Raw genomic sequence first — 14,280 nt, forward strand, 5'->3', positions numbered from 1 at the left:
CGATTATGCCTGAACTCATGCGTCGACGCCGATCATGCTGCGGATTTTGGTGGCCAGCAGATCGATGGAAAACGGCTTGGCCACCATGTCCATACCGTCCTCCAGGAAGCCTTGGCGCTCGGCGGCTTTTTCGGCATAACCGGTCATGAACAGCACCCGCAGGCCCGGGCGATGCTGGCGGGCGATTTCTGCCAGTTGCCGGCCATTCATGCCCGGCAGGCCGACGTCGGTCACCAGCAAGTCCACGCGCAGATCCGATTCCAGCAACGGCAGCGCGGCACGGGCATCCGCCGCTTGGTGGGCGGTATAACCCAGTTCGTCGAGGACGTTGACTACCAGCATGCGCACCGCTGGATCGTCCTCGACCACTACCACGGCCTCACCGGCCAGGGCCAACGGCGCTTCGGTCAGGCTGGCGGGCAGGTTGCTTTCCAGTGCGGTGCCATGCAGGCGCGGCAGGTACAGGCGCACACTGGTGCCCTGGCCCGGTTCGCTCTGGATCGTCACATGCCCACCGGACTGCTGGGCAAAGCCGTAGATCATCGACAACCCAAGGCCGGTACCTTGGCCGATGGGCTTGGTGGTGAAGAACGGGTCGAAAGCCTTGGCGAGGATTTTCGGCGCCATGCCGCTGCCGTTGTCACTCACGCCGAGCATCACGTAGTCGCCGGCCTTGACCGGCTCCAGGGTGGTGATGTCGGTGCCGTCCAGGTAGCTGTTGGCGGTTTCGATCAACAATTCGCCGCCGTCGGGCATCGCATCGCGGGCGTTGATCACCAGATTGAGCAGGGCGTTTTCCAATTGGCTGGCGTCGGTGTTCACCGGCCAGATGTCTTTGCCCAGTTGCACCTTGAGCGTGATATGCGCGCCCTTGGTACGCCTGAACAGGTCTTCCAGCGACGCCACCAGTTGGTTGGGGTCGGTGGGGCGCCGGTCCAGCGACTGGCGCCGCGAAAACGCCAGCAGCCGATGGGTGAGGGCGGCCGCGCGGTGGGCGGAGGACACGGCAGCATCGGCAAAACGGCCGATTTCGTCGCTGCGCCCGGCGGCAATATAGCGCTGCATCAGGTCCAGGCTACCGATGATGCCGGTGAGCATATTGTTGAAGTCGTGGGCGATACCGCCGGTCAACTGGCCCACCGCTTCCATCTTCTGTGCATGGCGCAGGGCGTCTTCGGCACGCTCGCGTTCGAACATCTCGTTTTGCAAGCGCTGGTTGGCCTCGGCCAGCGCCTGGGTACGCTGGGCCACGCGCTCTTCAAGGTTCTCGTTGAGGTGGCGCAGGGCTTCTTCGGTGAGTTTGCGTTCGGTCTCGTCGATCACAAAGATATAGAAACCATTCACCGAACCGTCATTGCTGAAGCGCGGCAGGTACTTCATCAGCGCATGGCGCGGGCGGCCATCGCGATGGGGCGTGACGGTCATGAAACTGCACGCCTTGCCGTTGAGCGCGGCGCTGATCTTGTCTGCACGCCCGGCATAGATCTCATCGCCGAGCACTTCGCGGATGGTCTTGCCGTACAGTTCCTGGGGCGTCTTGCCGTACCAGTCGAGGTAGGCACTGTTGTTGAGGCGAAAGCGCTGTTCGTGGTCGACATAGCCGATCAGCACCGGCATGGCGTTGATGATCAGTTGCAGCTCGGTCTGGCTCTGGCGCAGGGCCTGTTCAGTGTGTTTGCGCTCGGTGAGGTCCAGCGCGGCACCGAGGAAACGTGCAGGCCGGCCCTGTGGGTCCTTGTAGCAACGGCCACGGGCGAATACCCAGCGCACCTGGCCGTCGGCTTGCAGCAGACGGTACTCCTCGGCGTATTCGGTACCGAAGGTGATGCAATGCTTGATGCTGCGCGCCACCATGCCGCGGTCTTCGGGGTGCACGCCTTGCAGGTAGGCGCTGATGGGCAGCAGGCCGGCGTCATTCGGGTCGACGCCGTGCAGGTAGGCGAAATGCGCATCGGCAATGAAGCGGTCTTCACCGATGTCCCAGTCCCAGGTGCCTACGGCATCGGTGGCCGCCAGTGCCAGTTGCAGGCGCTGCTCGGTGTTGTGCTGGGCCTTGAGGCTCTCTTCGGAACGCTGCTGCAGTTCGAGGGTTTTGCTGCGCCGTTCATTGGTTTCGATGGCTGTGACCAGGATGCCGGCCACCAAGGCGCTTTCATCGCGCACCGGGCTGTAGGTCAGGTCGAGCCAGATTTCGGTGTCGCGACCCTGGCGTTGCACCACAAAGCGCTGCTCGCTGAAGGTGCGCACCTGGCCGCTGAGGACCGCGTCGTAGACCGGCCCGGCGAAGCTTTCCAGCTCCGGCCAGGTGTGGTGCGCCGGCTGGCCAAGGGCGACGGGGTGCTTGTTGCCCACCAGTCGGGCAAAGCCATCGTTGTAGAGTTGAGTGAGTTGCGGCCCCCACAGCAACACCATCGGCATCGGCGAATGTACGACGATATCGACGGCTGTGCGCAGGCTTTGCGGCCAATCACTGGCCTCACCGAGGGGGCTTTGCGCCCAGTCCAGCCGCTTGATCAGTGCAGCGGCTTCGCTACCGGTGGATGTACCATTCATGAAAAAGCCCTGAGTTTGACGCTTTGAAAAATGACAACACCCATTGTCCCAAGGGACAACAATGGATGACTACCCCCGAAAAATAGCATGCATTGAGGTTTTTTCTTCAAAACGCCGCGTCAGCGCTGAAACCTTTCATCTAATAATCCAATTCAGCTCGACTGCGAAATTGCTCCAGTGCCTGGGGGTTGGCCAGGGCATCGGTGTTCTTTACCGGCTCGCCATGCACCACGTTGCGCACCGCCAATTCAACGATCTTGCCGCTGATGGTGCGGGGGATATCCGTGACAGCGAGGATCTTGGCCGGCACGTGGCGCGGTGTGGTATTGGCACGGATCACCTGGCGGATCTGCTGTTGCAGCGCCTCATCCAGTTCGATCCCGTCATCAAGACGCACAAACAGCACCACGCGCACATCGTCCTGCCAGCGCTGGCCGATGGCGAGGCTTTCCAGTACCTGCGGGAGTTTTTCCACCTGGCGATAGATCTCAGCGGTGCCGATGCGCACGCCGCCGGGGTTGAGCACCGCGTCGGAGCGCCCATGAATCAACAGGCTGCCATTGGCCCTTTGCTCGGCATAGTCTCCTTGTGCCCATACGCCGGGGAACTGGCTGAAATAGGAGGCGCGCAGATGGGTCTGTTGCGGGTCGTTCCACAGCCCGATGGGCATGGCAGGGAAGTGCCGGGTGCACACCAGTTCGCCTTTTTCCCCGACCAGCGGGCGGCCCTGGTCGTCCCAGACTTCGATGGCCATTGCCAGGCTCTTGCACTGCATCTCACCGCGCCGCACCGGCAGCACCGGGTTGCCGATCACAAAGCAGGAGACGATATCGGTACCGCCAGACATCGATGACAGGCAAAGCTCGCCCTTGATCTCGCGGTACACATAGTCATAGCTCTGGGGTGACAGCGGCGAGCCGGTGGAGATCAGGCCCTTGAGGCTGCCCAGGTCGTGGCTCAGGCGTGGTTGCAGCCCGGCTTTCTCCAGGGTGGCGAGGAATTTGGGGCTGGTGCCGAACACGCTGATTTTTTCCGCATCGATCAGGTCGATCAAACGTTCGGGGCCAGGATGAAACGGTGAGCCGTCATACAGCACCGCCGTGGCGCCGAGCGCCAGCACCGACACCAGCCAGTTCCACATCATCCAGCCGCAGGTGGTGTAGTAGAACAGGCAATCCTCGCGGCCGAGGTCGGCATGCAGGCCGTGTTCCTTGAGGTGGGTGAGCAGCACGCCGCCAGTGCCGTGGATGATGCACTTGGGTACGCCGGTGGTGCCGCTGGAATAGAGGATGTACAGCGGGTGATCGAACGGTACTGCGACAAATTCAGGTTCGCCGCCGGCGAGGTAGAAGTCGTCCCACAGCGCGATCCGGGCTTGGGTGGTGTAGTCCCCAACCTGCGCCTCGGGCCGGGCGTAGGGCACGATGATCAGTTGTTGCAGGGACGGCAGGCGTTCGAGGATTTCATTGAGCTTGGCGCTCTGGTCGATGCTTTTGCCCGCATAGCGGTAACCGGCGCAGGTGATCAGCACCTTGGGTTCGATCTGGCCGAAACGGTCGATTACGCCCTGGGTGCCGAAGTCCGGCGAGGAACACGACCAGATTGCGCCGAGGCTGGTGGTGGCGAGCATGCCGACCAGGGTTTGCCAGGTGTTGGGCATGCACGCGGCGACGCGGTCCCCAATGCCGACACCCGCTGCGCGCAGACTCTGTTGCAGGCCGGCGACGTGGGCGGCCAGCTCGGCGTAGGTCAGTTGTTCGCGCTGGCCATCTTCGCTGATCGCCACCACGGCCGGGTGATCATCGCGGCGACGCAACAGGTGTTCGGCAAAATTCAGGGTGGCGCCGGGAAACCACTGGGCACTGGGCATTTCGGTGCCTTCGATCAGGGCCGCCGTGGGCGGGCTGCGAAACTGTACGTCGAAGAACGCGACGATGGCCTGCCAGAAGTCCGGGCGCTGGTCGATGCTCCATTGGTGCAGGGCAGGGTAGTCGCTGAGCTGCAGGCTGTGGCGGTGGTTGATGAAGCGGCGGAACTGGTCCATCCGTGTGTGGCGAATGCGTTCGGGGGAGGGTTGCCAGAGGATGTCGGACATTGCGAAATCTCTTGTTCTTGTATGAGGTTTGTCAGACAAAGCGAGTCCAAGGTGGGAGGGGGCTTGCTCCCGATGGCGGTGGATCAGTAAAGAATGTACTAACTGAAATACCGCCATCGGGAGCAAGCCCCCTCCCACATTTGAATACCTTCTGTCCTGTAGATCGAGGTTACTGGGCCAACCAACCACCATCGATATTCCACGCCGCACCACGCACCTGGGCACCAGCCTCGCTGCACAAAAACAGCACCAGCTCACCCAACTGTGACGGCGTCACAAACTCCAGTGACGGCTGTTTCTCCGCCAGCAAATCCTGTTGCGCCTGCTGCGGGTCGACCCCAGCAGCCACGCGATCATCGATCTGCTTCTGCACCAATGGCGTCAGCACCCAGCCCGGGCAGATGGCGTTGCAGGTCACGTTGCTGGTGGCGGTTTCCAGGCCCACTACTTTGGTCAGGCCGATCACCCCATGCTTGGCCGCCACATACGCGGCTTTGCCGACTGAACCGACCTGGCCATGCACCGAGGCGATATTGACGATACGCCCCCAGCCCTTGGCCTTCATGCCCGGCAAGCTCAGGCGTGTGCTGTGGAACACCGAGGACAGGTTGATAGCGATGATCGAATCCCAGCGTTCCACCGGGAAATCCTCCACCGCGGCCACATGCTGGATGCCGGCGTTGTTGACCAGAATGTCCACGCCACCGAATTCGCGCTCGGCGTAGGCGAGCATGTCGGCGATCTGCGCTGGGTCGCTGACGTCTGCCGGATGGTGCCCGACCTTGCCGCCAAATGCCTGCACCTGGGCGATCACCGCGCTGGCGTCGCCAAAGCCGTTGAGGATCAGGTTGGCGCCGGCCTTGGCCAGGCTCAGCGCTATACCCAGGCCGATGCCGCTGGTGGAGCCGGTGACCAGGGCGGTCTTGCCATTCAAAGTCGTCATGAAAACCTCACACAATGCCGGTGGCGTAGAAAGTACCGATCACCACGAACACCGCGAGGGTCTTGATGATCGTGATGCCGAAAATGTCCTTGTAGGCTTCGCGGTGGGTCAGCCCGGTGACCGCCAGCAGCGTGATCACCGCGCCGTTGTGGGGCAGGGTGTCCATGCCGCCGCTGGCCATGGCCGCGACTCGGTGCAGCACTTCAAGGGGGATATTGGCCGCGTGGGCCGCTGAAATAAAGCTTTCGGACATCGCCGCCAGGGCGATGCTCATGCCGCCGGAGGCCGAACCTGTGATACCGGCGAGCAGGGTCACGGTAATCGCTTCGTTGACCAGCGGGTTGGGGATGCCCTTGAGCCAGTCCGCCAGCACCAGAAAGCCCGGCAACGAGGCTATCACCGCGCCAAAGCCGTATTCCGATGCGGTGTTCATGGCCGCGAGCAATGCACCGCTCACCGCGCTTTTACTGCCTTCGGCCAGCTTGCTTTTGATCGCCGAGAAGCCGAACACCAACACCACGATAATCCCCACCAGCAGCGCCGCCTGCACCGCCCAGATCGCGGTGAGCTTGGCGATTTCGGTGGTCACTGGCGCGCTCATGCCTGGCAGGCTGAGGCTGTGGGTCTTGCCGTACCACTGCGGGATCCAGTGGGTGAACAGCAGGTTCATCACCCCCACCAGGATCAGCGGCGACAGCGCGACCCAAGGGTTGGGCAAGGTCAGGTTCTCGGCGGTTTCCGGCTCATTGCGCAGCTCGGTGCCATAGCCTTCACCGGCACGCTGGGCCTTGTTGCGCTGGCGCGCCAGGTAGAGCATGCCGGCGCAGAATACGAAGATCGTACCGATCAGCCCCAGCCACGGTGCGGCCCAGGCGGTGGTGTTGAAGAAGGTGCTGGGGATGATGTTCTGGATCTGCGGGGTGCCGGGCAGGGCGTCCATGGTGAACGAAAACGCACCGAGGGCGATGGTGGCCGGGATCAGGCGCTTGGGGATATTGCTCTGGCGGAACATCTCCGCCGCGAACGGGTACACCGCAAACACCACGACGAACAGGGATACGCCGCCGTAGGTGAGCAGGGCGCAGACCAACACGATGACCAGCATCGCCTGGCGGGTGCCGAGCAAGCGGATCGCAGCGGCGACGATAGAGCGTGAGAAACCCGACAACTCGATCAGCTTGCCGAACACCGCACCGAGCAGGAACACCGGGAAATACAGCTTGATAAAGCCGACCATTTTTTCCATGAACACCCCGGTAAAGGCAGGGGCGACGGCGGAGGGGTCGGTGAGCAGCACCGCGCCGAGGGCGGCAATGGGGGCAAACAGGATAACGCTATAGCCACGGTACGCAGCCAGCATCAGCAGCGCGAGCGCAGCCAGGGCAATGATCACACTCATGGTGTGTCTCCATCGGATTGTTATTTTTGTGGGGTGAAGCGGTGGGAAGGGCTATAGCCAGATGTGTGCCATGTTTTTAACTGATTGAAAAACAACAATATTTTCAGGGGTTTCAACAGCGCTTTGAAATATTATCTCTACTTTGAGACAAACAAATACCAAATGTGGGAGGGGGCTTGCTCCCGATAGCAGTGGGTCAGGTACAGATGCTCAGCCTGACACTCTGCTATCGGGAGCAAGCCCCCTCCCACATTGGATTGTCTTTATATTGAGAGTTAAGTCTTAATTTTGAGATTGGGTGAGGCCCAACGTTACCATCTTCTTGTACAACGTCGACCGCCCCAGCCCCAATCGCCTGGCCGCTTCCACCACATTCCCCGCGCACGCCTGCAACGCCGCGCCAATCACCTGCCGATCAAACCGCTCCCGCGCCGCCGCGAACGTTTCACCCTCGACCGCCGCCACCGCGCCTCGTTGCACCGGACTGAAAGTGCCAATCGCCGCGCGGATCTCACTGGCATTCAACACCAGGTCATCACTCAACAACGCCGCCCGCTCCAGCACATTGCGCAACTCGCGGATATTCCCCGGCCACGCATGCTGGGCCAACAACGCCAGGGCATCGCGGTCGAGTTCATGCTGGCTGCGCAGCTCTTCGAGAATCGCCTCGCTCAACGCCGGAATATCTTCCAGGCGCTCGCGCAACGGCGGCACCTGAATCGGCAGCACATTCAGCCGGTAATACAAATCCGCACGAAACTCGCCACGCTTGATCGCCGCTTCCAGGTCCATGGAGGTGGCTGCAATCACCCGCACATCGCTGTGCAGCATCTCGTTGGAACCCACTGGTTCGAATTCCTTTTCCTGCAACACCCGCAGCAGTTTGCTTTGCAGCGGCAGCGGCATGTCGCCGATTTCGTCGAGAAACAGCGTGCCGCCCTGGGCAATCTGGAACTTGCCGGGGCGGCCCTTGCGGTCGGCGCCGGTAAACGCGCCGGGTGCGGTGCCGAAGAACTCGGCTTCGAGCAGGTCATGGGGAATCGCCGCGCTGTTGATGCTCACGAAGGCTTTGTGCGCCCGCGGTGACGCGCCGTGGATGGCCTGGGCGAGCAGTTCCTTGCCGGTGCCGGTTTCTCCCAGCAGCAACACCGGCGACTCGGCGCTCGCACTGCGCCGCGCCCGGCGCTTCACCTCAAGGCTGGCGGCGCTGGTGCCGATAAAGTGCGCGAAGTTGTATTTGCTTTGCCGCGAACGCAGCAGCGAGCGCGTCGAGGCCAGCTCTTGCTGCATGCTCAGGTAACGCTCGATCAGCGGCGACAGGTTGCGCAGCTCATCGAACAACGCAAACCCAATCGCGCCGATGACCGCCCCGGCATCGTCGTGGATCGGCAGGCGCATCACCACCAGCGGGCCTTTGGGGGTGTCCTGGATATCCAGCAGGATCGGCTGGTCGTTGCGCACCACCTGTCGCAGCAGGCTGTTGGAGATCACCTGCTCGCAGGGCTGGCCGATGGCTTCATCGGCACGCTTGAGACCGAAGCGCTTGGCGTAACGCTCGTTCATCCAGACGATATTCGCGTCGCGGTCGACAATAACCGTGCCTTCGCTGGACTGCTCGATGATCTCGAACAACGACTGGATGGCCAGGCCGCGAACGTGTGGGTAGTCCTTGAGGCTCGTGCTCATGGAGGCAGAATCCTGTTAATGATCACAAGGGAATATGCGCCGCTGCCAGCAGTTCCTTGGTGTAGGGGTGCTGTGGTGCCTCGAAAACGTCATGGCTGGCGCCGCGCTCCACCACCTTGCCATCCTTGACCACGATCATGTCATGGGCCATGGCGCGGACCACCGCCAGGTCATGGCTGATAAACAGGTAGGTCAGGGCATATTTGTCCTGCAGTTCACGCAGCAGCGCCACCACTTGTTTCTGCACCGTACGGTCCAGGGCTGAGGTGGGCTCGTCGAGCAGCATCAGCGCCGGCTTGAGCACCAGCGCGCGGGCGATGGCGATGCGTTGGCGCTGGCCGCCGGAAAATTCATGGGGGTAGCGATGCCGGCTGGCGGGGTCGAGGCCCACGTCCTTGAGCACCTGGATCACTTGCGCATCGCGCTCGGCCAGGCTGCAGGGCGCGTGCACCTCCAGGCCCTCGCTGATGATTTGCTGCACCGACATGCGCGGGCTGAGGCTGCCATAGGGGTCTTGGAACACCACCTGCATCTGCTTGCGCCATGGGCGCATCTGCTTTGGATTCAGCGGGTCGAGCGCCTCACCCTGGAAACGGATGCTGCCGGTGGAGTCGAGCAAGCGCAGGATCGCCTGGCCCAGGGTGGACTTGCCCGAGCCGGACTCGCCGACAATCCCCAAGGTCTTGCCGCGCTGCACACTGAGGCTGATGCCATCGACAGCATGCAGATAGGTCTTGCGCCGAAACAACCCGCCACTGAGGGGGAATTTCACACTGAGGTCATCCACCTGCAACACCGTCTCGCGCTCATCGCCGCACAGCACATCGCCCGTGGGCTCGGCGTCCAGCAGCAGGCGGCTGTAAGGGTGCTGCGGGGCCGTGAACAAGGTCTGGCAGTCGGCTTGCTCGACGATTTCCCCGGCGCGCATCACGCATACCCGCTGGGCAATGCTGCGCACCAGGTTGAGGTCATGGCTGATCAGCAACAGCGACATGCCCAGGCGTTGTTGCAAGGACTTGAGCAGCAGCAGGATCTTGCGCTGCACGGTCACGTCCAGCGCCGTGGTGGGTTCGTCGGCAATCAGCAGTTCCGGCTCGCAGGCCAGGGCCATGGCGATCATCACCCGCTGGCGCTGGCCACCGGAGAGTTGGTGCGGATAGGCCTTGAGCCGCTCCTGGGGTTTCTGGATGCCCACCAGCTCGAGCAATTCCAGGATGCGCGCCTGCGCCGCCTTGCCACCCATGCCCTTGTGCAGCAGCAGCGTTTCGCCGATCTGTTTTTCAATGCTGTGCAACGGATTCAGGGAGGTCATCGGCTCCTGGAAAATCATCGCAATGCGGTTGCCGCGCAACTTTTGCAGAGTGGCCGGTGCTGCGCCAAGCAACTGCTGGCCGCGATACGTGATGGAACCGGTGGTTTCAGTACCGGCTTCGGGCAGCAGTTGCAGGATCGAATGAGCCGTCACCGACTTGCCCGAGCCCGACTCACCCACCAGCGCCAGGCACTCGCCGGGGCGCACGTCCAGGCTCAGGTTGCGCACCACGGTCTGGCCGCTGAACGCGACGCTCAGGTCGCGGATTTCGATCAGGTTCATAGGCAATTACTCATGAGCGAGGGTCGAAGGCGTCACGCAACGCCTCGCCGATAAACACCAGCAACGACAAAATCAGCGCCAAGGTGAAAAACGCGGTCAGGCCCAGCCAGGGCGCTTGCAGGTTCTGCTTGCCCTGGCCGATCAACTCGCCCAGGGATGCACTGCCGGCAGGCATGCCGAAGCCGAGGAAGTCCAGGGCGCTCAAGGTGGAAATCGCCCCGGTCAAAATGAACGGCAAATAGCTCAGGGTCGCGGTCATGGCGTTGGGCAGGATATGCCGGCGAATGATCTTGCCGTCGCCCAAACCCAGAGCGCGTGCAGCCTTGACGTATTCCAGGTTGCGCCCACGCAGGAACTCGGCGCGCACCACGTCCACCAGGGCGAGCCAGGAAAACAGCGCCATGATCCCCAGCAACCACCAGAAATTCGGTTCGACAAACCCCGACAGAATAATCAGCAGGTACAGCACCGGCAGCCCGGACCACACCTCCAGAATGCGCTGCCCGAGCAAATCCACCCAGCCGCCGTAGTAGCCCTGCAACGCCCCGGCGGTAATACCGATGGCGGCGCTGATGGCGGTCAAGGCCAGGGCAAACAGGATCGACACCCGTGCGCCGAAGATCACGCGCGCCAACACATCGCGGGACTGGTCATCGGTGCCCAGCCAGTTCACCGCCGACGGCGGGCTCGGGGCCGGGCGGGTCAGCTCGTAGTTGGGGGTGTCGTCGCTGAACGGAATCGGTGGGAACAGCATCCAGCCGCCATCCTGCTTGATCAGCTTTTGCACGTAGTCACTGCGGTAGTCGGCCTGGAATGGCAACTGCCCGCCGAACTGCTGTTCGGTGTAGCGCTTGAACACCGGGAAATACAGCTCGTTCTTGAAGCTGAGCACCAGGGGTTTGTCATTGGCGATCAACTCGCCGCCCAGGGTCAGGATGAACAGGCCGATAAACAACCACAGCGACCACCAGCCGCGACGGTTTTTCTTGAACCGTTCGAAACGCCGGCGGGCCACGGGAGACAGGTTAAGCATCAGGCGTTCCTCGCGGCGAAGTCGATACGCGGGTCCACCAGGGTGTAGCAGAGGTCACCGATGAGTTTTATCAAGAGGCCGAACAACGTGAATATAAACAGCGAACCGAACACCACTGGGTAGTCGCGGGACACGGCTGCCTCGTAGCTCATGCGCCCCAGGCCATCGAGGGAGAAAATCACCTCGATCAGCAGCGAGCCGGCAAAGAACACGCTGATAAATGCCTGGGGAATGCCTGAGATCACCAGCAACATGGCGTTGCGGAACACGTGCCCGTAGAGCACCCGGCGTTCACTCAAGCCCTTGGCGCGGGCGGTGACCACATACTGGCGCGTGATTTCATTGAGGAACGAGTTTTTGGTGAGGATAGTCAAGGTAGCGAAGCCGCCAATTACCAACGCCGTCACCGGCAGTACCAGGTGCCAGAAGTAGTCGGCGATCTTGCCCACGGTGCTCAGTTCGGCAAAGTTTTCCGAGACCAGCCCGCGTACCGGGAACCAGTTCAGCGAGGTGCCACCGGCGAACACCACGATCAGGAACATCGCAAACAGAAACGCCGGCATCGCATAACCGATCACGATGGCCGTGCTGCTCCACATATCAAAGCTGCTGCCATGGCGCACGGCCTTGCGTATGCCCAACGGGATCGACACCAGGTAGGTGATCAACGTGGCCCACAGGCCAAGGGAAATCGTGACCGGCATCTTTTCCAGGATCAGCTCGGTCACCGTTGCGCCGCGAAAGAAGCTGTTGCCGAAGTCCAGTTGGGCGTAGTTCTTGAGCATCAGCCACAGGCGTTCCGGCGCGGATTTGTCGAAGCCGTATTGTTTTTCGATGTCCTTGATCAGCTTAGGGTCCAGGCCGCGGCTGGCCCGCGAGCCGCTGCTGATGCCTTCGCCGGAAGAGCCACCGACCGCGCCACCGCCAATACCCTGCAGATGGGCGATGGCCTGTTCCACCGGCCCGCCGGGCGCGGCTTGCACGATCACGAAGTTCACCAACAGGATGATCACCAGCGTCGGGATGATCAGCAGCAGGCGCCGTACGATATAGGCAAACATCAACGGGCTCCTCCGCGTTTTTTCAGCTCGGCCTGCATTTGCTCGCTAGTCAGCGGCGTGGGGCTGACTTCCCACCAGGTTTCCAGGGCTTCGTCGTTCTTCGCCTCGATGGCCGGGCGGCCGAAACGGTTCCACCACGCGGCGGAGGTCCCTGGCGGGTAATAGTTGGGGATCCACAGGTAATTCCATTGCAGCACCCGGTCCAGGGCATGGGCGTAGGTGAGCATCTGCGCCTGGGTGTCGGCCTTGACCAGGCCGTGGATCAGCGTGTCGACGGCCGGATCCTTGAGCACAATGTAGTTGTTGGCGCCCGAATCGGACGCCGCGGCAGAACCGAAGTAGTTGTACAGCTCCATGCCCGGCGAGGTGGTGACCGGGAAACCGGTGACGATCATGTCGTAGTCCCGGGCCATCAGGCGGTTCACGTACTGCGAGGAGTCGATGCGGCGGATATTGAGGGTGATGCCGATCTGCGCCAGGTTGCGCTTGTACGGCAGCAGCAGGCGCTCAAGGCCGTTCTGGACATTGAGAAAAGTGAACTCCAGCGGCTCGCCTTGAGCGTTGACGAGTTTGTCGCCAAGCGGTTTCCAGCCGGCGTCTTCCAGCAGGGCCAGGGCTTGCAACTGTTTATCGCGGATCATCCCGCTGCCGTCGGTGACCGGGGCCTTGAACACCTGGGTAAACACCTCGTCGGGGATCTGCCCGCGCAACGGTTCGAGGATCGCCAGCTCTTCTGGGGTCGGCAATTGGCTAGCCGCCAGGGGGCTATTGGAAAAGTAGCTCTGTTGGCGGATATACAGGTTGCGCATCATCTGCCGGTTGGCCCATTCGAAATCCCACAGCATCGCCAGGGCCTGGCGCACACGGCGATCCTTGAAGATCGGTTTCTGCACGTTGAACACATAGCCCTGGGCCGGTTGCGGCATCTCCTTGGCCAGGTGCGCGCGTTGCAGGCGGCCATCGTCCAGCGCCGGGCCGTTGTAGCCGATGGAGTAACCGGTGGCGGAAAACTCACGGTTGAAGTCATAGGCGCCACCGCGCAGTACCTGGCGCGCCACTTCGGTGTCGCCGAAGTATTCCAGGCTCAGGTGATCGAAGTTGTACAGGCCACGGCTGACCGGCAAGTCCTTGCCCCACCAATCGGGGTCGCGGGTAAAGGTAATGGTGCTGCCGGAGTCGATCTTGCTGACCTTGTACGGGCCACTGCCCAGTGGTGCTTCGTAGCCGCCGCCATTGGCAAAGTCGCGGCTCTTCCACCAGTGCTCGGGGAACACCGGCAACGTGGCGATATCCAGGGGCAGGGTACGGTTTTCGTTGCTGGAAAAATCGAAGCGTACCTGGCGTTCGCCTTCGACTTCGACGTGCTTGACGTCGGCAAATAACGTACGAAAACGCAGGCTGCCTTGGGTCATCAGCAGATCAAAGCTGTAGCGTACATCTTCGGCGGTAATGGGGGTGCCGTCGGCGAAACGCGCCTTGGGGTTCAGGTAGAAGCGCAGCGACAGGCCGTCGTCGGCGCGTTCCATCTTTTCTGCCACCAGGCCGTAGACGGTGTAGGGCTCATCCAGCGAGCGCAGCGCCAGGGGCGCATAGACCCAACCGTCGACCTGGGACACGCCGATGCCTTTGTCGATATACGGCAGCACATGGTCGAACCGCCCGACCTCCAGCGCCGAGCGCCGCAGGCTGCCGCCCTTGGGGGCATTGGGGTTGGCATAGTCGAAATGACTGAAACCGGCGGAGTACTTGGCCGGCTCGCCGTAGACCGTCAGGTAGGTTTGCGGGGCGGCGATCACCGCAGTGCTGGCCAAGAGCAGGGCCAGGGTAGAAGAGAGCAGAGATGAAAAAGCCAATCGCATTATCAGCCTTGAACGCCGGGTAAAGAAGAATAAGGATTTGTACGCTAACGGCCTGGG

Annotated in this window: 9 protein-coding genes; all 9 read right to left on the bottom strand. The window is 62.0% G+C overall.

Annotated features, from left to right (window positions below; all coding sequences use genetic code 11):
* Window positions 1-15: 15 nt before the first annotated feature.
* A complete protein-coding gene (locus tag FRT59_RS17160) occupies window positions 16-2,553 on the bottom strand; it encodes a PAS domain-containing hybrid sensor histidine kinase/response regulator (RefSeq protein WP_153871792.1) in 2,538 nt (845 codons plus the stop codon).
* A 139-nt stretch (window positions 2,554-2,692) separates the two neighbouring features.
* Complete coding sequence (locus FRT59_RS17165) at window positions 2,693-4,648, bottom strand: acetoacetate--CoA ligase (RefSeq protein ID WP_153871793.1); 1,956 nt, start codon at window positions 4,646-4,648, stop codon at window positions 2,693-2,695.
* A gap of 169 nt (window positions 4,649-4,817) precedes the next feature.
* Window positions 4,818-5,591, bottom strand: coding sequence for a 3-hydroxybutyrate dehydrogenase (locus FRT59_RS17170; RefSeq protein ID WP_034119940.1), 774 nt, complete (start codon window positions 5,589-5,591; stop codon window positions 4,818-4,820).
* Window positions 5,592-5,598: 7 nt separating this feature from the next.
* A complete protein-coding gene (locus FRT59_RS17175; RefSeq protein ID WP_034119939.1) occupies window positions 5,599-6,990 on the bottom strand; it encodes a GntP family permease in 1,392 nt (463 codons plus the stop codon).
* Window positions 6,991-7,272: 282 nt separating this feature from the next.
* The gene (locus tag FRT59_RS17180) at window positions 7,273-8,676 is read right to left on the bottom strand and encodes a sigma-54 interaction domain-containing protein (protein ID WP_153839538.1); all 1,404 of its coding nucleotides are present in this window, start codon (window positions 8,674-8,676) and stop codon (window positions 7,273-7,275) included.
* 22 nt (window positions 8,677-8,698) lie between these two features.
* Window positions 8,699-10,270: an ABC transporter ATP-binding protein gene (locus FRT59_RS17185; protein WP_153871794.1), complete on the bottom strand. Its 1,572-nt coding sequence runs from the start codon at window positions 10,268-10,270 to the stop codon at window positions 8,699-8,701.
* A 10-nt stretch (window positions 10,271-10,280) separates the two neighbouring features.
* The gene (locus FRT59_RS17190) at window positions 10,281-11,303 is read right to left on the bottom strand and encodes an ABC transporter permease (RefSeq protein ID WP_167524291.1); all 1,023 of its coding nucleotides are present in this window, start codon (window positions 11,301-11,303) and stop codon (window positions 10,281-10,283) included.
* Entirely contained in the window at window positions 11,303-12,364 is a 1,062-nt protein-coding gene (locus tag FRT59_RS17195) for a microcin C ABC transporter permease YejB (protein WP_153871796.1), read from the bottom strand. The genes FRT59_RS17190 and FRT59_RS17195 overlap by 1 nt, the downstream gene beginning before the upstream one ends.
* Window positions 12,364-14,223, bottom strand: a complete 1,860-nt coding sequence (locus FRT59_RS17200; protein WP_153871797.1) for an extracellular solute-binding protein — start codon at window positions 14,221-14,223, stop codon at window positions 12,364-12,366. The genes FRT59_RS17195 and FRT59_RS17200 overlap by 1 nt, the downstream gene beginning before the upstream one ends.
* Window positions 14,224-14,280: the final 57 nt, after the last annotated feature.

This window comes from Pseudomonas haemolytica (genome assembly GCF_009659625.1).
GTDB classification, from domain to species: Bacteria; Pseudomonadota; Gammaproteobacteria; order Pseudomonadales; family Pseudomonadaceae; genus Aquipseudomonas; species Aquipseudomonas haemolytica.

Excerpts from the sequence above, each read along its gene's own strand:
- FRT59_RS17160 (WP_153871792.1), bottom strand. The coding sequence starts at position 2,553 with ATGAATGGTACATCCACCGGTAGCGAAGCCGCTGCACTGATCAAGCGG.
- FRT59_RS17165 (WP_153871793.1), bottom strand. The coding sequence starts at position 4,648 with ATGTCCGACATCCTCTGGCAACCCTCCCCCGAACGCATTCGCCACACA.
- FRT59_RS17170 (WP_034119940.1), bottom strand. The coding sequence starts at position 5,591 with ATGACGACTTTGAATGGCAAGACCGCCCTGGTCACCGGCTCCACCAGC.
- FRT59_RS17175 (WP_034119939.1), bottom strand. The coding sequence starts at position 6,990 with ATGAGTGTGATCATTGCCCTGGCTGCGCTCGCGCTGCTGATGCTGGCT.
- FRT59_RS17180 (WP_153839538.1), bottom strand. The coding sequence starts at position 8,676 with ATGAGCACGAGCCTCAAGGACTACCCACACGTTCGCGGCCTGGCCATC.
- FRT59_RS17185 (WP_153871794.1), bottom strand. The coding sequence starts at position 10,270 with ATGAACCTGATCGAAATCCGCGACCTGAGCGTCGCGTTCAGCGGCCAG.
- FRT59_RS17190 (WP_167524291.1), bottom strand. The coding sequence starts at position 11,303 with ATGCTTAACCTGTCTCCCGTGGCCCGCCGGCGTTTCGAACGGTTCAAG.
- FRT59_RS17195 (WP_153871796.1), bottom strand. The coding sequence starts at position 12,364 with ATGTTTGCCTATATCGTACGGCGCCTGCTGCTGATCATCCCGACGCTG.
- FRT59_RS17200 (WP_153871797.1), bottom strand. The coding sequence starts at position 14,223 with ATGCGATTGGCTTTTTCATCTCTGCTCTCTTCTACCCTGGCCCTGCTC.